This is a genomic window from Nocardioides renjunii, assembly GCF_034661175.1.
GTDB lineage: Bacteria > Actinomycetota > Actinomycetes > Propionibacteriales > Nocardioidaceae > Nocardioides > Nocardioides renjunii.
On record NZ_CP141058.1, the window covers coordinates 3,798,498 to 3,820,755 of the forward strand.

Annotated in this window: 21 protein-coding genes; 12 read left to right on the plus strand and 9 right to left on the minus strand. The window is 71.4% G+C overall.

Features of this window, described 5'->3' with window-relative positions; all coding sequences use genetic code 11:
- Positions 1 to 3: 3 nt before the first annotated feature.
- On the minus strand, positions 4 to 1,017 hold the full coding sequence (gene galE / locus SHK17_RS18205) for a UDP-glucose 4-epimerase GalE (RefSeq protein WP_172266905.1): 1,014 nt from the start codon (positions 1,015 to 1,017) through the stop codon (positions 4 to 6).
- A gap of 42 nt (positions 1,018 to 1,059) precedes the next feature.
- Here galE and gmd point away from each other — a divergent pair, with 42 nt between their 5' ends.
- Both gmd and SHK17_RS18215 read left to right on the plus strand, forming a co-directional pair.
- Positions 1,060 to 2,040 (plus strand): GDP-mannose 4,6-dehydratase, encoded by a 981-nt coding sequence (gene gmd, locus SHK17_RS18210; protein ID WP_322920251.1) that lies wholly within the window; start codon positions 1,060 to 1,062, stop codon positions 2,038 to 2,040.
- Positions 2,037 to 2,972 carry a GDP-mannose 4,6-dehydratase gene (locus tag SHK17_RS18215; protein ID WP_322920252.1) on the plus strand — a complete coding sequence of 312 codons (936 nt, stop codon included), beginning with the start codon at positions 2,037 to 2,039 and terminating at the stop codon, positions 2,970 to 2,972. The genes gmd and SHK17_RS18215 overlap by 4 nt, the downstream gene beginning before the upstream one ends.
- Positions 2,973 to 3,099: 127 nt before the next feature.
- On the opposite strand, the gene rfbA is transcribed toward SHK17_RS18215, so the two are convergent.
- Complete coding sequence (gene rfbA, locus SHK17_RS18220; protein ID WP_322920253.1) at positions 3,100 to 3,966, minus strand: glucose-1-phosphate thymidylyltransferase RfbA; 867 nt, start codon at positions 3,964 to 3,966, stop codon at positions 3,100 to 3,102.
- Positions 3,967 to 4,037: 71 nt separating this feature from the next.
- On the opposite strand from rfbA, the gene SHK17_RS18225 reads away from it, so the two are divergent.
- The 3 genes from SHK17_RS18225 to SHK17_RS18235 are packed head-to-tail and all read left to right on the plus strand — an operon-like array spanning position 4,038 to position 8,391.
- Positions 4,038 to 5,930: a DUF4012 domain-containing protein gene (locus SHK17_RS18225; protein WP_322920254.1), complete on the plus strand. Its 1,893-nt coding sequence runs from the start codon at positions 4,038 to 4,040 to the stop codon at positions 5,928 to 5,930.
- Positions 5,931 to 5,959: 29 nt separating this feature from the next.
- Complete coding sequence (gene rfbB / locus SHK17_RS18230) at positions 5,960 to 6,958, plus strand: dTDP-glucose 4,6-dehydratase (RefSeq protein WP_322423238.1); 999 nt, start codon at positions 5,960 to 5,962, stop codon at positions 6,956 to 6,958.
- Positions 6,955 to 8,391 carry a sugar nucleotide-binding protein gene (locus tag SHK17_RS18235; RefSeq protein WP_405030382.1) on the plus strand — a complete coding sequence of 479 codons (1,437 nt, stop codon included), beginning with the start codon at positions 6,955 to 6,957 and terminating at the stop codon, positions 8,389 to 8,391. Before rfbB ends, SHK17_RS18235 begins: the two co-directional genes overlap by 4 nt.
- Before the next feature lie 7 nt (positions 8,392 to 8,398).
- Here SHK17_RS18235 and SHK17_RS18240 read toward each other — a convergent pair whose 3' ends face one another.
- From SHK17_RS18240 to SHK17_RS18255, 4 genes are all read right to left on the minus strand, one after another.
- Positions 8,399 to 8,692 carry a DUF2516 family protein gene (locus tag SHK17_RS18240; protein WP_172266920.1) on the minus strand — a complete coding sequence of 98 codons (294 nt, stop codon included), beginning with the start codon at positions 8,690 to 8,692 and terminating at the stop codon, positions 8,399 to 8,401.
- A 101-nt stretch (positions 8,693 to 8,793) separates the two neighbouring features.
- Positions 8,794 to 9,498 (minus strand): hypothetical protein, encoded by a 705-nt coding sequence (locus tag SHK17_RS18245; protein WP_322920255.1) that lies wholly within the window; start codon positions 9,496 to 9,498, stop codon positions 8,794 to 8,796.
- Between the two features lie 54 nt (positions 9,499 to 9,552).
- Complete coding sequence (locus SHK17_RS18250) at positions 9,553 to 9,984, minus strand: helix-turn-helix domain-containing protein (RefSeq protein WP_322920256.1); 432 nt, start codon at positions 9,982 to 9,984, stop codon at positions 9,553 to 9,555.
- Between the two features lie 93 nt (positions 9,985 to 10,077).
- On the minus strand, positions 10,078 to 11,043 hold the full coding sequence (locus SHK17_RS18255; RefSeq protein ID WP_322920257.1) for an asparaginase: 966 nt from the start codon (positions 11,041 to 11,043) through the stop codon (positions 10,078 to 10,080).
- A gap of 40 nt (positions 11,044 to 11,083) precedes the next feature.
- Between SHK17_RS18255 and cysC the strand changes: the two genes are divergently transcribed.
- Genes cysC through SHK17_RS18270 form a run of 3 tightly spaced genes read left to right on the plus strand, consistent with a single transcriptional unit; the run spans position 11,084 to position 13,805 of the window.
- Positions 11,084 to 12,271: an adenylyl-sulfate kinase gene (gene cysC / locus SHK17_RS18260; RefSeq protein ID WP_322920258.1), complete on the plus strand. Its 1,188-nt coding sequence runs from the start codon at positions 11,084 to 11,086 to the stop codon at positions 12,269 to 12,271.
- Complete coding sequence (locus SHK17_RS18265; protein ID WP_322920259.1) at positions 12,268 to 12,801, plus strand: arsenate reductase/protein-tyrosine-phosphatase family protein; 534 nt, start codon at positions 12,268 to 12,270, stop codon at positions 12,799 to 12,801. Before cysC ends, SHK17_RS18265 begins: the two co-directional genes overlap by 4 nt.
- The gene (locus SHK17_RS18270; protein WP_322920260.1) at positions 12,801 to 13,805 is read left to right on the plus strand and encodes a sulfite exporter TauE/SafE family protein; all 1,005 of its coding nucleotides are present in this window, start codon (positions 12,801 to 12,803) and stop codon (positions 13,803 to 13,805) included. Before SHK17_RS18265 ends, SHK17_RS18270 begins: the two co-directional genes overlap by 1 nt.
- 207 nt (positions 13,806 to 14,012) lie before the next feature.
- Here SHK17_RS18270 and SHK17_RS18275 read toward each other — a convergent pair whose 3' ends face one another.
- Positions 14,013 to 14,837, minus strand: a complete 825-nt coding sequence (locus tag SHK17_RS18275) for a BKACE family enzyme (RefSeq protein ID WP_322920261.1) — start codon at positions 14,835 to 14,837, stop codon at positions 14,013 to 14,015.
- A gap of 17 nt (positions 14,838 to 14,854) precedes the next feature.
- Between SHK17_RS18275 and dtd the strand changes: the two genes are divergently transcribed.
- A complete protein-coding gene (gene dtd, locus SHK17_RS18280) occupies positions 14,855 to 15,283 on the plus strand; it encodes a D-aminoacyl-tRNA deacylase (protein ID WP_322920262.1) in 429 nt (142 codons plus the stop codon).
- Positions 15,284 to 15,304: 21 nt separating this feature from the next.
- Here dtd and SHK17_RS18285 read toward each other — a convergent pair whose 3' ends face one another.
- Positions 15,305 to 16,480 carry a glycoside hydrolase family 16 protein gene (locus SHK17_RS18285; RefSeq protein ID WP_322920263.1) on the minus strand — a complete coding sequence of 392 codons (1,176 nt, stop codon included), beginning with the start codon at positions 16,478 to 16,480 and terminating at the stop codon, positions 15,305 to 15,307.
- 102 nt (positions 16,481 to 16,582) lie between these two features.
- Here SHK17_RS18285 and cysD point away from each other — a divergent pair, with 102 nt between their 5' ends.
- The 3 genes from cysD to SHK17_RS18300 all read left to right on the plus strand — a co-directional run bounded on the left by cysD (position 16,583) and on the right by SHK17_RS18300 (position 20,256).
- Positions 16,583 to 17,497 carry a sulfate adenylyltransferase subunit CysD gene (cysD, locus tag SHK17_RS18290; protein WP_172266948.1) on the plus strand — a complete coding sequence of 305 codons (915 nt, stop codon included), beginning with the start codon at positions 16,583 to 16,585 and terminating at the stop codon, positions 17,495 to 17,497.
- Positions 17,497 to 18,798, plus strand: a complete 1,302-nt coding sequence (cysN, locus tag SHK17_RS18295; protein WP_172266952.1) for a sulfate adenylyltransferase subunit CysN — start codon at positions 17,497 to 17,499, stop codon at positions 18,796 to 18,798. The genes cysD and cysN overlap by 1 nt, the downstream gene beginning before the upstream one ends.
- 102 nt (positions 18,799 to 18,900) lie before the next feature.
- On the plus strand, positions 18,901 to 20,256 hold the full coding sequence (locus tag SHK17_RS18300) for a helix-turn-helix domain-containing protein (RefSeq protein WP_322920264.1): 1,356 nt from the start codon (positions 18,901 to 18,903) through the stop codon (positions 20,254 to 20,256).
- A gap of 421 nt (positions 20,257 to 20,677) precedes the next feature.
- Here the strand turns inward: SHK17_RS18300 and SHK17_RS18305 are convergent, their stop codons facing one another.
- Positions 20,678 to 22,174: a PAS domain S-box protein gene (locus SHK17_RS18305; protein ID WP_322920265.1), complete on the minus strand. Its 1,497-nt coding sequence runs from the start codon at positions 22,172 to 22,174 to the stop codon at positions 20,678 to 20,680.
- Positions 22,175 to 22,258 lie beyond the last annotated feature (84 nt).

Consider the following 22,258-nt stretch of genomic DNA (forward strand, 5'->3'; position numbering starts at 1 on the left):
GGGTCACCCGGCGAAGCCCTGCGGGTTCTGCGACTGCCAGCGCCAGACGTCCTCGCACATGTCCTCGATCGTCTTCTTCGTGCTCCACCCCAGCTCGGCGTTGGCCTTGGAGGGGTCGGCGTAGGACGTGGCGATGTCGCCGGCCCGGCGCGGCACGATCTCGTAGGGGATCGGCCGGCCGACGGCCTTCTCGAAGGCGCGCAGCATCTCCAGCACGCTGGTGCCCCGGCCGGAGCCGAGGTTCCAGGTGTGCACCGCGACGTCGGAGCGCTCGAGCGCCTCCAGCGCCGCGATGTGCCCGGCGGCGAGGTCCTCGACGTGGATGTAGTCGCGCACGCCGGTGCCGTCGACGGTGTCGTAGTCGTCGCCGAAGACGAGCAGCCGGTCGCGCTTGCCGACGGCGACCTGCGCGATGAACGGCACGAGGTTGTTGGGGATGCCCGAGGGGTCCTCGCCGATGGTGCCGGAGGGGTGGGCGCCGACCGGGTTGAAGTAGCGCAGCAGCGCGAAGCGCATCTGCGGCGCCGCCACCGCCACGTCGCGCAGGATCTGCTCCTGCATCACCTTGGTCCAGCCGTAGGGGTTGGTGGCGTAGGTGCGCCGGTCCTCGGTCGCGCCCGCCTGCTCCTCGCCGTAGACGGTGGCGCTGCTCGAGAACACCATCTTGTCGACGTCGTAGCGCTGCATCGCGCGGACGAGGGAGAAGGTCGAGCCGAGGTTGTTCTCGTAGTAGTCGAGCGGCTTCTCCACGCTCTCGCCGACGGCCTTGTGCCCGGCGAAGTGGATGACGCCGTCGAAGTCCTCGGTGGCGAAGAGGTGCTCGGTCTTGTCGAGGTCGGTGAGGTCGAAGGAGTGCGCCGCGATGCTGGTCCCGGTCAGCGCCTCGAGGCGGCCGAGCACGGTCGGGTTCGCGTTGCTGAAGTTGTCGACGATCACGACGTCGTGGCCGGCAGCGATGAGCTGGATGACGGTGTGCGAGCCGATGTAGCCGGCACCGCCGCTGACGAGGATCTTCATGACCCCACCCTAACGACCGACGCGGCTGACAGAATGCCCGTCATGCCCAATGCTCTCATCACCGGAATCACCGGCCAGGACGGCCTCTACCTCGCCGAGCTGCTGCTCGAGAAGGGGTACGACGTCCACGGGCTGATCCGCGGCCAGAACAACCCGCGGCGCGAGCTGGTGTCCAAGGTGGTGCCCGACGTCGAGCTGCACAACGGCGACCTGACCGACCTGTCCAGCCTGATGCGGGCGATGCGCGACTCGCAGCCCGACGAGGTCTACAACCTCGGCGCGATCTCGTTCGTCGCCTACTCCTGGGAGAACGCGTTCGTCACCAGCGACGTGACCGGCATGGGCGTGCTCAACATGCTCGAGGCCGTCCGGCTCCACGCCGGCGACGAGCCCGGCAGCATCCGGTTCTACCAGGCGTCGAGCTCGGAGATGTTCGGCAAGGTGCAGGAGGTCCCGCAGAAGGAGACCACCCTGCTGTGGCCGCGCTCGCCCTACGGCGTGAGCAAGGTCTACGGCCACTACATGACCATCAACTACCGCGAGTCCTACGGCATGCACGCCTCCTCGGGGATCCTGTTCAACCACGAGTCGCCGCGCCGCGGCCCGGAGTTCGTGACCCGCAAGATCAGCCAGGCGGTGGCCCGCATCCACCTCGGCCAGCAGAAGACGATGGCGCTCGGCAACCTCGACGCGCAGCGCGACTGGGGCTACGCCGGCGACTACGTCGAGGCGATGTGGCGGATGCTGCAGCAGGACGAGGCCGACGACTACGTCATCGCCACCGGCGAGACCCACTCCATCCGCGACTTCCTCGACCTGGCCTTCGCGCACGTCGGCGTCGACGACTGGTCCGAGCACGTCACCCAGGACCCGCGCTTCATGCGCCCGGCCGAGGTCGAGCTCCTCATCGGCGACGCCTCGAAGGCCAAGGAGCAGCTCGGCTGGACGCCGACCGTGTCCTTCCCCGAGCTCGTGGCGATGATGGTCGACAGCGACATCGCGGCGGTCAAGGCGGGCTGGTGACCGCTCGCGCGTTCATCACGGGGATCGGCGGCCAGGACGGCACCTACCTCGCTGAGCGCCTGGTGGGCGAGGGCACGGAGGTCCACGCCCTCGTCTACTCCGCCGACGGGCACCCCCCGCACTGCCCCGACGAGGTGGTGCTGCACACCGGCGACCTCGGCGACCTCGCCGCGACCCGCCGGCTCGTCCTCGACGTGGCGCCGCAGGAGGTCTACAACCTCGCCGCGATCAGCTCCGTGGCGCAGTCGTGGGACGAGCCCGACCGCACCGCCCACGTCAACGGGCAGGCCGCCGTCGCCCTCATGGAGTCGGTCCGCCACCTCGACGGCGTACGACTCGTGCAGGCCTCGAGCGCCGAGATCTTCGGCGAGCCGGCCACCAGCCCGCAGACCGAGACGACCGCGATCCGGCCGGTGAACCCGTACGGCGCCGCGAAGGCGTTCGCGCACCTGTCCGCACACGTCTTCCGCCAGCGCGACCTCCACGTCTCGAGCGCGATCCTCTACAACCACGAGTCGCCGCGTCGCGCCGAGCGGTTCGTGACCCGCAAGATCACCTCGACGGTCGCCGCGATCGCGCGCGGCGAGGCCGACGAGCTGGTGCTCGGCAACCTCGACGCCCGCCGCGACTGGGGGTGGGCGCCGGACTACGTCGACGCGATGGTGCGGGCCGCCCGCGCCGACGAGCCGGCCGACTACGTCGTGGCCACCGGCCGCGCGCACTCGGTGCGCGACTTCGTCGCCGCCGCCTTCGCGGCCGCGGGGATCAGCGACTGGGAGCGCCTCGTCCGCCAGGACGCGGCCTTCTTCCGGCCCGCCGACCCGACCGAGCTCGTGGGCGACGCCTCGAAGCTGCGCGACGAGCTCGGGTGGGAGCCCACGGTGGCCTTCGAGGAGCTGGTGGCCCGGATGGTGGCCGCCGACCTCGGCTGAGCTGTGCACCCGAGTTCCGTACTTGTCGGTCGAGATCTCTACCTGCAACCCCGGCGGTCACCGGATATCCGGGGACTCCAGAGCCAGCGGAGAGCCAGCGCGGCCCAGAGCCAGAGCGGGCCAGCCCTCACCCGTGCTGCAGCAACCCCCGGAGGTACTCCCCGTAGCCGCTCTTGCGCAGCGGCTCGGCGCGCTCGAGCAGCTCGTCGTCGGACAGGAACCCCATCCGCCAGGCGACCTCCTCCGGCGCGCCGACCTTGAAGCCCTGCCGGCCCTCGATGGTCCGCACGAAGTTGGAGGCGTCGTTGAGCGAGTCGAAGGTGCCGGTGTCGAGCCAGGCGGTGCCGCGGGGCAGCACCTCCACGTGCAGGCGCCCCTCCTCGAGGTAGCGGCGGTTGAGGTCGGTGATCTCCAGCTCGCCGCGCGCCGACGGCTGCAGCTCGGCGGCGTACTCCACGACGTCGTTGTCGTAGAAGTAGAGCCCCGGGACGGCGTAGTCGCTCTTCGGGTGCACCGGCTTCTCCTCCAGCGACAGGGCACGGCCCTGGTCGTCGAACTCGACGACGCCGTAGGCGCGGGGGTCGGCGACGTGGTAGCCGAAGACGGCCGCGCCGTCGAGGTCCTTGAAGCGCAGCAGCTGGGAGCCGAGTCCCGAGCCGTAGAAGATGTTGTCGCCGAGCACGAGCGCGGACCGCTCGCCGCCGATGTGGTCGGCCCCGATGACGAAGGCCTGCGCGAGCCCGTCGGGGCTCGGCTGGACGGCGAACGTGAGGTCGATCCCGAACTGCGAGCCGTCGCCGAGCAGCCGGTGGAAGCCCTCGGCCTCGTGGGGCGTGGTGATGATGAGGATGTCCCGGATGCCCGCGAGCATCAGCGTGGAGAGCGGGTAGTAGATCATCGGCTTGTCGTAGACCGGCACCAGCTGCTTGCTGATGCCCTGCGTGATCGGGTGCAGTCGGGAGCCGGTGCCACCGGCCAGGATGATTCCGCGCATGCAACCACCCTAGGGGTCCGCGGACCTCCCGTTGCGCCACGGGGTTCGCCGCGGTTTGGCACCATGGGCGCATGCCGTCCAGCCGCCGTACGTCGACGCGCCGGCGGGTCCGGCCCTCGACGGTCATCGGTGGCCTCCTGCTCCTCCTCGTCGGGCTGGCCCTGCTCGCCATCCCCTTCCTCAAGGCACCGGGCCACGCCGAGGGCGCCCGCACAGACCTCGAGGCGGCGCGCACGTCCCTCGCGGCGGGCGACGTGGCGGCGGCTGAGGCCAGCGTGCAGAGCGCGCGGCGCCACGCCGACCAGGTCCAGGACGCGATGCAGGGTGTGGGCGGCGACATCTGGAGCCTCGTCCCCGTCGTGGGCCGGCCGGTGGGCGACGTACGCCACCTCGGCAACGCCCTCGACCACCTGACCACGGCGGCCGAGGTCGCCGTCGCGACGTGGCCGGCGGTCAACGGCAAGGACGCCACCCTCTTCGGCGAACGCTCCGTCGACGTGCCGACCCTGGAGAAGGTGGTGGGCGCGGTCGACGAGGCGAGCGTCCACCTCGACGCCGCCCAGCTCGAGCTCGGCGAGGTCGGGGACTCCGCCCTCGGCGTGGGCACCCGGCTGGCCGAGGCCCGCGACGAGGCGGCCACGACCGTCGCCCCCCTCGCGTCCGGCGCGAGGCGCGCCAAGCCCTTGGCCGACGTGCTGCCCCGGCTCTTCGGCGCCGAGGGCGACCAGACCTTCCTGCTCGCCCTGCTCAACCCGAGCGAGCAGCGCTTCTCCGGCGGTGCCGCGCTGACGCTCGCGCCGATGAACGTCTCCGACGGCCGGCTCGAGATGGGCAAGGCCCGCGACACCTCCGACCCCGACCTCTACCGCGTCGGCCGGTGGGAGAAGGTCGAGGGCAACCCGTTCCACGACGGCAAGCTGCGCCTGTCCACCTCGACCTTCGCCCCCGACTGGTCGGTCTCGGGCGAGACGCTCCTGCGCGGCTGGGAGCGGCGCACCGGCCAGGAGGTCGACGGGCTCGTCGCGGTCGACGTCGTCGCGCTGGCCGACATGCTGCGGATCACCGGACCGGTCGAGGCGCCGACCTACGGCCGGCTCGACGCCTCCAACTTCACCCAGAAGATGGTCGGCGACTACGACGCCTTCCCCGACAACGAGGCGCGCCACGACCTCAACCGGGCCATCGTGCCGGTGTTCGCCGAGCGGCTCTTCGAGCCCGGCAACGGCATCGAGAAGATCGAGTCCCTACGCGACTCGGCTCGCGGACGGCACTTCGCGATGTGGATGCGCGACCCCGACCTCCAGGCCGCCGTGGCCGAGGTCGGGCTGTCCGGCGACCTCTCCGACACCAGCCATGACTACCTCGCCGTCTTCAACCAGAACACCAACGCCAGCAAGGCCGACTACTGGCAGCGTCGCAGCGTGAGCAGCCGGGTCGTCCTGCGCGAGGACGGCTCGGCCAGGGTCCGGCTCACCATCTCGGTCCACAACGACTCCCCGCCCTATGCGCAGGCGTTCGCCGACCCGCGCCGCGGCACCTACGCCACGCGCTGGAACGGGATGACGCTCGGCGTCTTCCTGCCCCAGGGCGCCGAGGTCACCAGCGCCACGGCCGCCGGCAAGCCCCAGGGCACCGACGTCTTCGACTACTTCGGGCGCCCCTACAAGCTGCTGCGCCTGGTCCTGCCGCCGGGCGAGACGCGCGAGGCGGTCCTGGAGTACGACGTCCCTGCCGCCGCGGACGCCCCCGGTGACGGCACGCTGACCTACCGGCTCGACGCGACCCCGCAGGGCATGGTCGTCCCACAGTCGCTCGCGGTCTCGGTGCAGTGGCCCGAGGGCTACGACGTGGACGACCTGCCCGAGGGCTGGACACGCGCCGGGCGGGGCCGGGCGTCGTACGAGGTGCCGGCGCTGGTGGAGCAGCCGCGCTTCAGCATCACCGGCTCGGCCGCCTCCTCCTGAACCGGTCGGCTCCCCCTAGACTCCCGCGCATGGATCGCCTTCTTGTGACCGGCGGCGCGGGGTTCATCGGCTCGAACTTCGTGCACCACGTCATCGCCCACACCGACCTGCGCGTGACCGTGCTGGACAAGCTCACCTACGCCGCCAGCCGCGAGGCGCTCGCCGGGCTGCCGGAGGACCGGGTCGAGCTCGTCGTCGGTGACATCGCCGAGGCCGAGGTCGTCGACCCCCTCGTCGCCGAGCACGACGCGGTCGTGCACTTCGCGGCGGAGTCGCACAACGACAACTCCCTCAACGACCCGAGCCCGTTCATCCGGACCAACATCCTCGGGACCTACACGATCCTCGAGGCGGTCCGCCGGCACGACCGGCGCCTGCACCACGTGTCGACGGACGAGGTCTACGGCGACCTCGAGCTCGACGACCCCAAGCGCTTCACCGAGGACACCCCCTACAACCCGTCCTCCCCCTACTCCGCCTCGAAGGCCGGCTCGGACCACCTCGTCCGCGCCTGGGTCCGCAGCTTCGGCGTCCGGGCGACGGTCTCGAACTGCTCCAACAACTACGGTCCCTGGCAGCACATCGAGAAGTTCATCCCGCGCCAGATCACCAACGTCATCGACGGCGTCCGCCCCAAGCTCTACGGCTCGGGCGAGAACGTCCGCGACTGGATCCACGCCGACGACCACTCCTCCGCGGTGCTGCGGATCCTCGAGCAGGGCCGCGTCGGCGAGACCTACCTCATCGGCGCCGACGGCGAGAAGAACAACCTCGAGGTGGTGCGCCTGATCCTCAAGCTGATGGGCCGTCCCGAGGACGACTTCGACCACGTCAACGACCGCGCCGGCCACGACCTGCGCTACGCCATCGAGTCGGGCAAGCTCCGCCAGGAGCTCGGCTGGGCACCGAAGTTCCAGGACTTCGAGTCCGGCCTCGCCGACACCATCGCGTGGTACCAGGAGCACGAGGACTGGTGGCGCCCCCACAAGGACGCGACCGAGGCCAAGTACGCGGAGAAGGGCCAGTGAGCCTCCCCTCCCCCGAGACACTGCCCCGTCTGGAGAAGACGGCGATCCCGGGCCTCGTCGTCGTCCGGCTCGACCGGCGCGACGACGACCGCGGGTTCTTCAAGGAGAACTGGCAGCGCGAGAAGATGCTCGCCGTCGGGCTGCCCGACTTCGGTCCGGTGCAGAACAACGTGTCGTTCAACAGCGACCGTGGCGTCACCCGGGGCATCCACACCGAGCCGTGGGACAAGTTCATCTCGCTGGCGACCGGACGCATCTTCGGCGCGTGGGTCGACATGCGGCAGGGCGAGACCTTCGGCGCGACCTTCACGCTGGAGATGGACACCTCCGTCGCCGTGTTCGTTCCGCGCGGCGTCGGCAACAGCTACCAGACGCTCGAGGACGCCACGGCCTACACCTACCTCGTCAACGAGCACTGGCGCCCCGGCATCGCCTACCCCGCGCTCGCCCTGGACGACCCGACGGTGGCCATCGACTGGCCGATCCCGCTGGCCGAGGCGATCATCAGCGAGAAGGACCAGAACAACCCCCGCCTCGACCCGGCCACGGCCATCGCGCCCAAGAAGGTGCTGATCGTCGGGGCCCTCGGCCAGCTCGGTCGCGCGCTGCACGCCGCGCACCCCGACGCCGACCGGGTCGACCTGTTCCCCGGCGAGGGCGTCTCACAGCTCGACCTCGCCGACGCAGCGGCCGTCTCGGCGTGGCCGTGGCACGAGTACGCCGTCGTGCTCAACGCCGCGGCGTACACCGCCGTCGACGCCGCCGAGACCCCCGAGGGCCGGGTCGCGTCCTGGTCGGCCAACGCCACCGGTCCCGCGACGCTGGCCGGCCTGGCCCGCGAGCACGGCTTCACGCTCGTGCACTACTCCTCCGACTACGTCTTCGACGGCACCGCACCGCTCGACCCGGGCCACACGGAGGACGAGCCGCTCTCGCCGCTCGGGGTCTACGCCCAGTCCAAGGCGGCCGGCGACCTCGCGGTCGGCCTGGCCCCGCGCCACTACCTCCTGCGCACCTCGTGGGTGATCGGGGAGGGCAAGAACTTCGTCCGCACGATGCGGGCGCTGGCCGAGAAGGGCGTCTCCCCCAGCGTGGTCGACGACCAGGTCGGGCGGCTGACGTTCACCGAGGAGCTGGTGCGGGGCACCCGCCACCTCCTCGAGACCGGTGCGCCGTTCGGGACCTACAACCTCTCCAACGGCGGGGCGCCCATGTCGTGGCGCGAGATCGCGCAGGCGGTCTTCGAGCGCTCGGGTCGCAGCGCCGAGGACGTGTCGGGGACGACCACGGAGGCGTACGCCGAGGGCGTGCTCGCCCAGGGCAACCCGTTCGCCCCCCGGCCCCTCAACTCGGCGCTCTCGCTGGAGAAGATCCGCGCGACCGGCTTCGAGCCCGAGGACGCACTGGCAGCGCTGGACCGCTACCTGGGGTGACCGCCACTCACCTGCGGTGGGACGTCACCTCTCGCAGGGCGGGACGGACGTCGGCGAGGTAGACCAGCGCGGCGATGGTGAACGCCAGGCTGATGATGTTGAGCGGCGAGCCCAGCAGGATCAGCTGCGCGGCGAAGCCGAGGCCCGTGATCGCGCACCACGCGGTCTTGGTCAGCTTGCCGGCCGCGTCGTAGGCCTCGGCGGAGTAGGTCAGCGAGTTGATGAACGCGAAGCCCTTGATCGCGAGCAGCACCACGAGCACGACGAGGAACAGCGTGCCCTGGAGCTCGTAGATGTTCACAGGACACAGCGTAGGCGACGAGACGAAGGGCCCCGTCCGACGTGGACGGGGCCCTTCTCCTAGAACAGCGCGAGCTGACCGTGGTCAGCCTCGACGTCTCTTCAGTCGCCGACCTTCTCGGCGGCGTCCGCGACGGCCTTGACGGCGCTGGCGGCGGTCTTCGTGGCTGCGGTGCCGGTGGCCTTGGCGCTGCTCTGGGCCGCGGTCGTCTTCCTCGCGGCGCTCTTGCGCGCGGTCGTGGCCGAGGCCTTCGTGGCGGCCGACTTCTGGGCGGCCGACTTCTGGGCGGTCTTCTTCGCGGCGGGCTTCGCGGGGGGCTTGGGGGCAGCCTTGGTGGCGGCGACCTTGTCGGCGGCGGTGACGGTGGCGTCGGCGGCCTTGCGGGCCTGGGTCGCGGTGGTCTTCGCCTTCGAGACGGTGGTCCGGGCCGACCTTACGGTCGTGGTGGTCGACTCCTGGCGGCGGATGCGGCCCACGAGGGACTCGCCGCGCTTGACCAGCTCGGCGTACGTCGCGTTGGCCACGGCCACGTTGTCGTCGACGAGGGTCGACACCTTGGCGGGGTAGGCCTTGGCCTCGGCCTGCAGCTCGGCGACGCGCGCCTCGACGGCGGCGCGGACGGACGTGACGTCACGCTTCTGCACCTCGGCGACGAGCTCGGTGACGTCCTTCTGCACGGCGGTGAGGACCTTCTGGACGTCGGCGACAGCGTCACGGACGGCCTCGACGGCGAGGTCGGTGACACCGACGCCCGCGAGCACGGGCTTGAGGGCTTCGGTCTTGATGTCGAACTTGGCGGTCGCCATGTCCTTCTCCTTCTCCTGGGTGGGTGCTGCTGGGTGGGTGCTGCTGGGTGGGTGCTACTCAGCTGGTGGCTGGTCAGAGGCCGGCGGGCGGTCGTTGAGGGCCAGGAACGAGGCGTAGACGTCGAGCAGCGAGTGCTTCTGGCGCTCGGTGAGTCCGGTGTCGGCGAGGATCGCCAGCTCCACCGAGCCGGCCTGGCCGGGATCGGGGTGGACGATGCCGGCGCGGACGTAGAGCTGCTCGGCGGAGACGCGGAGCGCCCGGGCCAGCTGCTGCAGGACCTCCGCCGACGGCTTGCGCAGGCCGCGCTCGATCTGGCTGAGGTAGGGGTTGCTCACGCCGACCTGGTCGGCGAGCTGCCGCAGCGAGAGCTGGGCGGCGAGCCGCTGCTCACGGAGGTAGTCGCCGAGCGACCCGATGGAGTCGACGACGGCGCTCGTCTTCGCGCTCGTCTTGGCGCTCGTCTTCGCGCTCTTGTCCTTGGCCATGCCTACAGTGTGCTAACACCTGTTAGCGAAATGCAAACCAAGCGGCGGTGAGGACCGTCACAAAGCCGGATCCCCCGCGGTTCCGGGCGCTAGCTAGAAGGCAGCACGGATCTCGCCGACGGGGACGCCGCCACCGAGCAGCTCGAGCCGGCCGGTCCGCGCGACGGCGTCCGCGTCGACCCCGTCCTCGTCCAGCACGCCCGAACGACGCAGCGCCTCGGCCATCAGCACGGGGCGTACGCGTGCGGCGCCGTCGTCGGTCTTGAGCGCCCACGCCCGACCGTCGGGAAGAGCGACGGCGTAGCAGGACTCCGCGCCGGCCTTGCCGATCAGGCCGGGGACGGCCCGGTGCAGCGCGAGCTCGTCTCGCGTGGTGCCGCTGACGTTCTCCGGGTGCCGGCGGATCGCCTCGGCCACCCGGTGGGCCGGGCCCTCGGACGCGGTGGCCAGGGTGGCGAAGGCGCGGGCGAGCCCGATCAGCGAGGTCGACAGCAGCGGGGCACCGCACCCGTCGACCGCGACCGTCGCGACCGGCTCGCCCGTCAGGCGCTCGAAGGTCTCGCGGATGGCGACCTGCAGGGGGTGCGCGGGATCGAGGTAGGTGGCGGTGTCCCAGCCGCGCAGGACGCAGGTCGCCAGCATCGCGGCGTGCTTGCCCGAGCAGTTCATGAGGATCGACGTCTTCTCGCCGCCCGCCCGGATCACGGCGTCGCGCGCGGCGTCGTCGAGCGGGTGGTCGGGCGGGGTCTGCAGGGCCGACTCGTCCAGGCCCGCCGAGGCGAGGACGCGGCGTACGCCCTCGACGTGGAAGGGCTCACCGGAGTGGGAGGCGCAGGCGAGGGCGAGCAGGTCCGGCGGGAGGTCGAGCCCGAGCTCCACCATCGCGAGCGCCTGGACCGGCTTGTTGCTCGAGCGGGGCAGCACCGGTGCGGCCACCTCGCCCACGGACCAGTCGACCGAGCCGTCGGCGGCCAGCGCCACGACGGAGCCGTAGTGGTGCCCCTCGACGAATCCGGAGCGGACGATCTCGGCCACGACGGGCAGACCAGCGGCAGGCATGCGCGAAGGCTACCGACCGCCGGTCTGAGAGGATGCGCGGGTGATCCAGCACTGCCCGACGCCGACCGAGCTCGACGACCTGGAGCTCCTGGTCTCCGGCGCCTACGCCCCCCTGACGAGGTTCAACGAGCCCGGCAGCCCGGTCACCCTCGCCCTGCCGGAGGGCCACACGGAGGCCGAGCTGGTGGACCCCGAGGGCCTGCCGCTCGCCCGCGTCTCGAGCGACGGCACGCTGGAGCAGCTGACCCACGCGCAGCACGGCCCCTTCCGCCGGCTGCACCTCACGCCCGCGCAGGTCCGGGAGGCGTACGCCGGCGCGACGTTCGTCCCGGTCGCCGACGCGCTGACCGAGGGCGACCTCGAGGAGCTGCGCGGCCTCGGCCGTGTCGTCCTGGTGGCGCTCATGGGCACCGGCACGCCGTCGCTGTCCCCGGTCGCGCTCGTCCGCGCCACGCTGGCCGCCGCCGAGCTCCTCGACGACGCCGGCGTGGTCGCCGTACCCCTGCCCTCCCACGGCGACGCCGAGGCCGACCACGCCCTCGGCGCCCAGGTGGTCGGCACCTACGCGGGCCCCGATCCGGTGCACGCCCTGGGCGACTCCTCCGGCCCCTACCCCGCCGCCGTCGCAGCGATCGTCGACGAGGACCGCCCCGCGCCGGACGAGCAGGGACTCGTCCTCTTCTTCACCGGCCTGTCCGGCAGCGGGAAGTCGACGCTCGCGCAGGCCCTCATCGACCGGCTGCTCGAACGCGGCGGCCGCTCCGTGACCAGCCTCGACGGCGACGTCGTGCGCCGGCACCTGTCGGCCGGGCTGACCTTCTCCAAGGCCGACCGCGAGACCAACATCCGCCGGATCGGCTGGGTGGCCGCCGAGGTGGCCCGGCACTGCGGGGTCGCGGTCTGCTCGCCCATCGCCCCGTTCGCCGAGACCCGCGAGCAGGTGCGGCAGATGGTCGAGGCGGCCGGCGGCGCGTTCTTCCTGGTCCACGTCGCGACCCCCCTCGAGGAGTGCGAGCGCCGCGACCGCAAGGGTCTGTACGCCAAGGCGCGAGCCGGCGAGATCCCGGAGTTCACCGGCATCTCCTCGCCCTACGAGGAGCCCGAGGACCCGGCCGTGCGCGTGGACACCACGGGCCGCACGATCGAGGACGCGCTCGAGGACGTGCTGGTCGCACTGGACGAGGCGGGCTACCTCCACCTCGCCGGAGCGGTCTCGGCGGGCGCATGAGCGAACCGCTCAGGGTGCTCTTCGTGTGCACCGCCAACATCTGCCGCTCGCCCGCCATGGAGGTCATCGCGCGCGACCTCGCGGGCGACGCGGACGTCGTCTTCAGCAGCTCCGGCACCCACGCCCGCGACGGCCACCCGATGAACCCCGAGATGACCGCCAGCCTGCCCACGGGCACGTCCGGCTCCGTCGACGCGTTCCGCAGCCGGCACCTCTCCACTGCGGTGCTCGACGAGGCCGACCTGGTCCTCACGGCGGAGGCCGTCCACCGCCGGCACATCCTCGACGACCACCCGCAGCTGCACCGCCGGGTGTTCACCCTGGGGCAGTTCCGGGCGGCCGTCGCCGACCTCCCGGGGCTCAGCGGACGCGAGCTCGTGGCCGCCGCGGGACAGCGGAGCACGCCCGCCCTGCCGGAGCACGACGTCGCCGACCCCTACCGGCGCGGGAAGGCAGCCGCCGAGAGGGCGACCGGCACAATCACTGACATGCTGAGCGTCGTCGTTCCCAGACTCGTCGGAGACCGCTGATGCTCGAGTTCCTCACCGTGACCTTCTTCTCGATCCTCGCGGCCGGCTTCGTCGTCGGCATCGTGGTCGGGCTGACCGGCATGGGCGGCGGTGCGCTGATGACACCGGCGCTGATCTTCCTCGGCGTCGGCGAGGCGGCCACGGTCGTGACGGCGGACCTCACCGCGGCCGCGGTCTACAAGACCGGCGGCGCGATCGTGCACAAGCGCGAGGGCTCGCCCAACATGCAGCTGGCCAAGTGGCTGATGATCGGCTCCATCCCGATGGCGCTGCTCGGCCCGCACCTCGTCTCGTGGGTGGTCTCCCCCGAGGACATCGACGACGCCCTCAAGCTCTGCATCGGCTTCGCGCTCCTGCTCGCCGCGGCGACGTACGCCATGCGGCTCTACCTCAACCTCCGGCGGGTCCGCGGCGGCGAGCACCCCGACGACAGCCCGGCCATCCGGCCGGTGCCGACACTCCTGGTGGGAGCCCTCGGCGGCCTGCTCGTCGGCATCACCAGCGTCGGCTCGGGATCGGTCATCATGATCGCGCTCCTGATGCTCTACCCCGGCCTGTCGGCGGTGAGGCTGGTCGGCACCGACCTGGTCCAGGCCGTCCCGCTGGTGCTGGCCGCGGCGATCTCCAACATCGCGCTGCACGGCCTCGACTGGGGCATCCTCATCCCGCTCGTCCTGGGATCCGTGCCCGGAACGCTCATCGGCTCCGCCATCGCCCCGCGCGTGCCGCAGTCCTTCATCCGCCGCGGCATCGTCGTCGTCCTGACCATGAGCGGCGTCGCCCTGCTCGACAAGGCCGGCTGGGCGCCGCTCGGCAAGGAGGAGACCCACCCGATCCTCATCGCCGGGGTCGGGGTGGCGGTGCTCGTGGTCCTGCCCGTCGTCTGGGGCTTCCTGCGCAAGCAGCAGGGCCTCCCGATGTTCGGCTCCCCCACCATCGCCCAGCTCGAGGATCCCGCCTACCGACCCGGACTGGTCGGCATGAAGCGCGTCGACGACTCCTGATCCACAGCGAGTTCTCGTGCAGAGGCGCCACGGGCCCTCGGGCCCACCCATCCGAGACGGAACCGGGCGGGTAGGTCTGACGGCGCGCTGCGACCAGCCTCGGCACCAGGCTCTGCTCGTCGCTGCGCGCGTCACTAGTGCATGGCACCACTCCACCAGCGACTGACGCCCGCGGGAAACGTTCCTCCACAGGCCCTGGTGCGGCCCTCAGGACAGCCCGAGCAGCTCCCGGCACTGGGCGGGGCTCATGGGCGTGCGTTGCGCGATCCGGCCGAGGTCGACGGCGCGGGAGACGAGCTGGGCGTTGGACTCCACCGGCACCCCGCGGCTGATCGTGAGCACGTCCTCCATGCCGACGCGGAGGTGGCCGCCCATGGACAGCGAGGCCATCGCGACGGCGAGCGTCGAGCGGCCGATGCCGGTGGCCGACCACGACGTCACCTCGGGGGGCAGGGCGGCGACCCCGGCGACGAGGGCGGGGGCGGTGCCGGGCATGCCGCCCGGCACGCCCATCACGAAGTCCACGTGCACCCGACCGCCGACAGGGGTGCCGTGCTCCCGGATGAGGCGCCCGAGGGCGTGCACCTGGCCGAGGTCGAACAGCTCGAACTCCGGGGCCACCCCGCGCTCGAGGGCGAGCTGGTAGAGGTCCTTCACGAAGGGCCACGGGTTGAGGAAGACGTCGTCGCCGAAGTTGGTGGTGCCCATCGTCAGCGAGCAGGAGTCGGGCATGGCGTCCAGCACCTCGAGCCGCTCGTCGAGCGGGTCGTGCACCGAGCCGCCCGTGGAGAGCTGCACCACCAGCGACGACGACTCGCGCACGGCGGCCACCCACTCGCGCAGGAGGGACCGGTCCAGCGTCGGCTGGTGGTCGCCGTCGCGGACGTGGAGGTGGATCATCGCCGCGCCGGCCCCCTCGCACTCGGCCGCGGTGCGGGCGATCTCCTCGGGAGTGGTGGGCAGCTGTGGGCAGTCGGCCTTCGCCGTCTCGGCGCCGGTCGGGGCCACGGTGATCAGCAGAGCGTCGGACATGGCGGCATCCTTGCACCATGCGTGCGGTCATCCAGCGAGTGCTCTCCGCCAGCGTCCGGGTCGAGGGTGAGGTGGTCGGGGAGCTCGACGCCCCGGGTCTCCTCGTCTACCTCGGCGTCACCCACGACGACGGGCCGACCGAGGTGACGTGGACCGCCCGCAAGATCTGGGACCTCCGGCTGCTGCGCGAGGAGCGGAGCGCGAGCGACGTCGCGGCGCCCGTGCTGGTGGTCAGCCAGTTCACGCTCTACGGCGACGCGCGCAAGGGTCGCCGCCCGACCTGGCAGGCGGCAGCGCCCGGCCCGGTGAGCGAGCCCGCCTACGACGCGGTGTGCGCGGAGCTGGAGCGCCTCGGCGCCCGGGTGGAGCGGGGCCGCTTCGGCGCCGACATGCGGGTGGAGAGCGTGAACGACGGGCCGATCACCCTCGTGCTCGACAGCCCCTGAGGCGGGGCTGCTCGGGCTGAGTCACCTCGGTCCGGTCTCCCACACCCGCGCCCAGTCGACGTCCATGTGCTGGGGCAGCTCACCGTCGAAGCGGGGCAGCTCGTAGTCCGAGGACAGCAGGCTGAGGATGAGGAACTCGGGCTGGCCGGACGTCTCCCCCTCGAGCCGCTGCGTGACCTGGCCGTCGATGCGGAAGACGTACTCGTCGGGCGTCCACTCGACGGAGAACACGTGGTACTCCTCCGCCCAGTCGTCGCCGTACTGCTCGACGTCGGGGAGCCAGCCGCCCACCGTCTGCTTCTTGCCGCTCTTGTCGAGGAAGTAGGTGAAGCTGGTCAGGCCGCCCTCGGGGTGGTCGTCGCCGAAGTACTCGATGACGTCGATCTCGGCGCCGCCCTTCTTCGCCCCGCCGGACTTCTGCCCGCCGACCGTCTGCATCCAGAAGGCGGCGTGCTGTCCGCGGGCGGACTGGGTCCTGATGCGGGCGGCGGCGTAGCCGTAGGTGAACGACATGACGCCCTCGGTGCCCACGTGGCCGTTGAGGCGGTAGGCGTACTTCTTGCGCCGGCCGGGCAGCTGGCACTCGTCGTCGGTGCGCTCGGGGTCCTCGAGCACGCTCAGCCGCAGGACGCCGTCGGTCACCTCCGCGGCGCTGCCGTCGGCACGCGAGCACGTCCGGATGTCGATGTAGCCCTGGTCGCGGGTGTGCCAGCTGGCGCCGACACCGTCCACGGTGTCCTCGTCGAAGTCGTCGGTGAACGTCGGCTCGGGCGCCTCGTCGGTGGAGACCTCGGCCCCCACGGCGTCGTCACCGTCACCGACCACGACGTGGAGGTCGCCCGACACCCGGCTCGTCAGCGAGACGTGTCCCTCGGCGTCGGTCTCCTGCTCGTCGACGTCGCTCCAGCCGTCCTCCTCCTTCGCGACGAGGCGGACGGTTGTGCCCTCCTCCGCGCCCGCGACCGTGGCGTCCACGACCCACGCCGCGTCGTCGGCCGCCTCGACGTCCTCGCCGGTCGCGGCCAGCTGCGGGAGGACACGGGCCTTCACGCCGTCACCGGTCTCGTACGTCGGCGGCTCGGCGTCCCCGGAGGACGACGCGGAGCAGCCGGCCGTGACGAAGGCCACCGCGAGCATCCCGCAGAGCAGGCGCTGACGCAGCGGGGTGCGGGGCACGAGTCGGGAGGTTCGGCTCATTCGGCCGAGTCTGGCCGACCACGTCCGGCGACGCGAATTCACCGGGGCTTGCGACGTCGCTACGATGAGCGCTGCTGTCCCTAGAGAGGTCCTTGCCACGCCATGACCAACACCCACGTCGACTACCGGCTGAGTCAGCTCGACCAGCTCGAGGCCGAGTCGATCCACATCTTCCGTGAGGTCGCCGCCGAGTTCGAGAAGCCGGTCCTCATGTTCTCCGGGGGCAAGGACTCCATCGTCATGCTCCGCCTCGCGGAGAAGGCCTTCTTCCCGGCCAAGCTGCCCTTCCCCCTGCTGCAGGTCGACACCGGACTCGACTTCGCCGAGGTGCTCGAGACCCGCGACTCGTGGGTCGAGCGGCTCGGCGCGCGTATCATCGTGGCCTCCGTCGAGGACGCGATCGCGGCCGGCCACGTCGTCGACGACGGCAAGACCAGCCGCAACCGCCAGCAGATCGGCGCCCTGCTCAACGCCATCGAGGAGAACGGCTTCACCGCCGCCTTCGGCGGTGGCCGTCGCGACGAGGAGAAGGCCCGCGCCAAGGAGCGCGTCTACTCCCACCGCGACGACTTCGGCCAGTGGGACCCCAAGATGCAGCGCCCCGAGCTGTGGAGCCTCTACAACGGCCGCATCCACGCCGGCGAGCACATGCGGATCTTCCCGCTCTCCAACTGGACCGAGCTCGACATCTGGCACTACATCCACCGCGAGCAGATCGAGATCCCGTCGATCTACTTCGCCCACGAGCGCGAGGTCGTCGAGCGCGACGGCATGCTGCTCTCGATCGGTCCCGAGATCCAGCCCAAGGGCGGCGAGACGGCCGAGACCAAGATGGTGCGGTTCCGCACGGTGGGTGACCGCACCCAGACCGGGTGCGTGGAGTCCGTGGCCACCGACACGGCCGCCATCATCGACGAGATCGCCATCGCCCGAGTGACCGAGCGCGGCGCCACCCGTGGCGACGACCGGTTCTCCGAGGCAGCCATGGAAGACCGCAAGAAGGAAGGCTACTTCTGATGGCCAGCACCCCGCAGACCACTGACTCCCACACGACCGCCCAGGGCGAGATGGACCTGCTCCGCTTCGCGACCGCCGGCTCCGTGGACGACGGCAAGTCGACCCTCATCGGGCGTCTGCTCCTGGACTCCAAATCCATCTTCGAGGACCAGCTCGAGGCGGTCGAGTCGACGAGCCAGTCCAAGGGCTACGACTACACCGACCTCGCGCTGCTGACCGACGGGCTGCGCTCCGAGCGCGAGCAGGGCATCACCATCGACGTGGCCTACCGCTACTTCGCGACGCCCACCCGCAAGTTCATCATCGCCGACACCCCGGGCCACATCCAGTACACCCGCAACATGGTGACCGGCGCCTCGACCGCCGACCTCGGGCTCGTCCTGGTCGACGCTCGCCAGGGCCTCACCGAGCAGTCCCGCCGTCACGCCGTGCTGCTCTCGCTGCTGCGGGTGCCGCACCTCGTGCTGGCGATCAACAAGATGGACCTCGTCGACTGGTCGGAGGAGGTCTACGAGAAGATCCACAAGGAGTTCACGCAGTTCGCGACGAAGCTCAACATCCCCGACCTCGAGGTCATCCCGATCTCGGCGCTGCAGGGTGACAACGTGGTGAACCGCTCCGAGAACACCCCGTGGTACTCCGGCCCGACGCTGATGCACCACCTCGAGCACGTGCACGTGGCCTCCGACCGCGACCTCGTCGACACCCGCTTCCCGGTGCAGTACGTCATCCGCCCCAAGTCCGACCAGTACCACGACTTCCGCGGCTACGCCGGCCAGGTGGCCGGCGGCGTGCTGAAGAAGGGCGACGACGTCGTCGTGCTCCCCAGCGGGATGCCCTCGAAGATCGCGAAGGTCGAGCTCTTCGACACCGAGGTCGCCGAGGCGTTCCCGCCCATGTCGGTGACCGTCCACCTCGAGGACGACGTCGACGTCTCGCGCGGCGACATGATCGCCCGTCCCAAGAACGCGCCGAAGCCCAGCCAGGACATCGACGCCATGATCTGCTGGATGACCAACGAGCCGCTCCGGCCCCGCCAGAAGCTGGCGATCAAGCACACCACCCGCACCGGTCGGGCGATGGTCAAGGACATCCAGTACCGCCTCGACGTCAACACGCTCCACCGCGACCAGGACACCAAGGAGCTCGGTCTCAACGAGATCGGCCGCGTCCAGCTGCGCACCACCGTGCCGCTGCTGTGCGACCCGTACTCGAAGAACCGGACCACCGGCTCCTTCATCCTGATCGACGAGGCCACCGGCGTGACCGTCGGCGCCGGGATGATCAACAGCGGCAGCTGAGCGCACGTGTCCGGGGCCGCTCGAGGCGGCTCCGGACATGCCGTCAGGACAAAGTTGACTGAAATCAACTCCTCGTTGGCAAACGTGCACCACAATGGCCCGATGGACTCGCGTCAAGCCGAGCTGCTCGCGCAGACCGACCGTGAGGCACTGGGCCGTCGCCTGCGGTCCGAGCGCCAGGCCCGTGGACTCACCCAGGGTGAGGTGGCCGGCGACCTCATGTCGGTCGCCTACCTGTCGCGCATCGAGGCAGGGCACCGCGGGCCGACGTTCCCGCTCCTCGTCGCGCTGGCCGAGCGCCTCGACGTCACCGTCGAGTCACTCCTCGGCGAGCCGGACCGCCAGGTGGTCGACGAGATCCGCCTGGCGCTCGACTACGCGGAGCTGTCGCTGGAGTCGGGCCAGCCCCGCGACGCCGAGACGCACCTCGCCCGGGCGATCGAGCAGCTGCAGGGCTCTGCCGTCGCGGGGATGCGCGACCGGGCGAGGCTGCTCCGCGCCCGCGCGCTCGAGGCCACCGACCGCGAGGACGACGCCATCCTCGAGCTCGAGGCACTGGTCGACGACGACACCGACGGCCTGACCAGGATCAAGGCCGGCATCGCGCTCAGCCGGATCTACCGCGAGTCCGGCGACCTCGGTCGCGCGATCGAGTGCGGCGAGCGGATCCTCACCTACGTCGAGGACGCGGGCCTCGACGCCTGCGACGAGGCCGTCCAGCTCGCGGTCACCCTGGCCGCCGCCCACTTCGAGCGCGGCGACACCGGTCACGCCGTCCGCATGTGCAGCAAGGCCATCGCCCGCGCGGAGTCGCTGGGTACGTCGAAGGCGCGCGCCTCGGCCTACTGGAACGCCAGTGCCATGCAGGCACGGCGCGGTGACGTCGCCACCGCCGTCCCGCTCGCCGAGCGCGCCCTCGCGCTGCTGGGCGAGGGACAGGACGCCCGCAACCTCGCCCTGCTGCGTGGCGAGGTGGGCCGGCTCCAGCTCGAGCTCGACCCCCCGGCCCTCGACGACGCGCGGCACAACCTCGAGCAGGCTGCCGCCGAGATGGAGTGGAGCCCGTCCACGTCCTCCGACCGGGCCCAGGTGCTGCTCGGACTGGCCCGAGCCGCCTTCCTGTCCGGCGACGTGTCGGCGAGTCGCGACCTCGTCGCCCAGGTGCACGTCGTCGCCAACGGACACCTGCCGCTCGCCGAGGCCGAGGCATGGGCGCTGCTCGGCAGCACGTACGCATCGGAGGGCGACTCGGCCGAGGCGAGCTCGTGCTTCCAGCGAGCGGTCCTCACCCTGTCGGCGATCGGTGCCGACCGGGTCGCCGCGCAGCTCTGGTTCGAGCTGGCCGACCTCCTCCAGGGCGTGGGTCTGACCGAGGCCGCGTCGGACGCCTACCGGCGTGCGGCGGCCTCGACCGGGCTGCGGGCGCGCGTGGCTTCGCCCACGCTCGCCCGCAGCTGACCGATCGCCGCCGGATCCAGCCCGTGAGGGCCGTGTTCGCTCAGCAGCACCAGCCCGTCCGCGCGGTCTGACGGACCTGCGCCTCGGCGGGCGCGGCGAATCCGGCCAGGCTGACGAGGGCGACGGCGGCGACGAGGATGCGGGTGGCCTTGCGGTTCATGGTGTCTCCAGGGGCTAGGTGCTGAATGGGTGCGTCAACCGTCCCGAGCGGCCTGCACGAGAAATATTGTCAAAAGCAGTGCCGAGTCTGTTCCGGTTTGGCAAACTTGGGCAAGTCCCGTTGGCAAATACCTCGTATCGGCCATGGCGACGCCCCCGCGATCCCCCATCGCGGGACACGCACCGGTCCCCACCCGGTCGCGACCCGGACCCCTCGCACTCGATGCGGGGGGTCCTCGCGCGTGACGGGAGCGTCGAGCGGTCAGCGCGGCAGCACGACGGACACCGAGGTGCCCGCGACGGGGCTGCTCTCGATGGTGACCCGGCCGCCGTGCGCCTCGACGATGGTCCGCACGATGTCGAGCCCCAGGCCGCTGCCGGGCACTCCCAGGCGCCGGGCGTTGTCGCCGCGGTGGAAGCGGTCGAAGACGTGCTCGAGGTCCGCGGCATCGATGCCCTCGCCCTCGTCGGCGACGGTGAGCACGAGCTGGGCGTCGTCGGTGTCGGCGCCCTCGACGAGGGTCGTCGTGACGCAGCCGCCGGGCGGGCTGAAGGAGACGGCGTTGGCCAGCAGGTTGTCCACGACCTGGCGCAGCCGCATGCCGTCCGCGACGGCGACGACGCTCCGCGGGCAGTGGAGGACCAGCCCGACCCCGGCGCGCTCGGCGTCCAGCGAGGCCGCCTCGACGGCCTCGGCGAGGATCGTGGCGACGTCGACCCGGTAGGGGTCGACGAGCTGGGAGCCGGACGCCGCGCGGGTGACGAAGAGCAGGTCGGCGACGAGGTGCGACAGGCGCAGCATGCTGCGGCGGGCGGCGGCCACCTGCTGGTGGCCCTCGACGCTCACGTCGTCGGACTCGTCGAGCAGCTCGAGGTAGGCGAGCGCGGTCGTCAGCGGCGTACGCAGCTCGTGCGACACCGTGGAGACGAAGTCGTCCTTGGCCTTGGTGGCGCGCACCGAGTCCGTGACGTCGTGGTAGGCCAGGACGGCGCCGGTCAGTGCCCCGACGCGGTCGTGGAGCGGTCGCGAGGACACCGAGAGCGCGCGGCGGGAGCCGGCGTCCTCGCCGATCCAGAGGAGGACGTCGTCGAAGGACTCGCCGGTCACGGCCCGCACCGACGGCAGCTCCTCGACCGTCAGGAGCCGTTGCTGGTCGGCGTCGTAGGTGAAGCCGACGAGTCCGGTGCCACCGGGGTGGCCCTCGGGGAACGCGAGCCCGATGAAGTCGCGCAGCCGGGCGTTGTGGGCGAGGAAGCTGCCGTCGGCGCCGAGCTGGAGGATGCCGACCGTGAGGCTCTCGAACACCGCGTGGGCCGTGCGGCGCTCGGCGTCGGCCGCCGCCTCCGCCGCGTCGAGGCGCTCGACGAACGCCTGCCGCTCGGTGATGTCGGCGACCTGCGAGATGAAGTGGACCGGCTCACCGCCCGGCGTGCGCAGCAGCGCCACCGACAGGTCGCCGATCACCACGCCACCGTCGGCGCACAGGTAGCGCTTGGTGACCCGGTAGCTGCTGATGTCGCCGGCGAGGGCCTGGTCGACCAGGCGGAGGTCGGCGGCGAGGTCGTCGGGGTGGGTGAGGTCCTGGAAGCTCATCGTGGCCAGCGCGTCCGGCTCGTAGCCGAGCATGTCGCACAGCGCGGCGTTGGTCGTGAGGATGTCGCCGGCGGGCGACACGATGGCCATGCCGACCGGGGAGTGCTCCATGGTCAGGCGCCACAGGTCGTCGGTCGAGGGCACGTCGACGCGCGAAGCGACCACGACGACACCTCCCTGCACACGCGACCGGTGATCCACGGTACGAGGCCGGTGCCGCGGGCGGTGCGACCTTGCGGGAAACGGAGG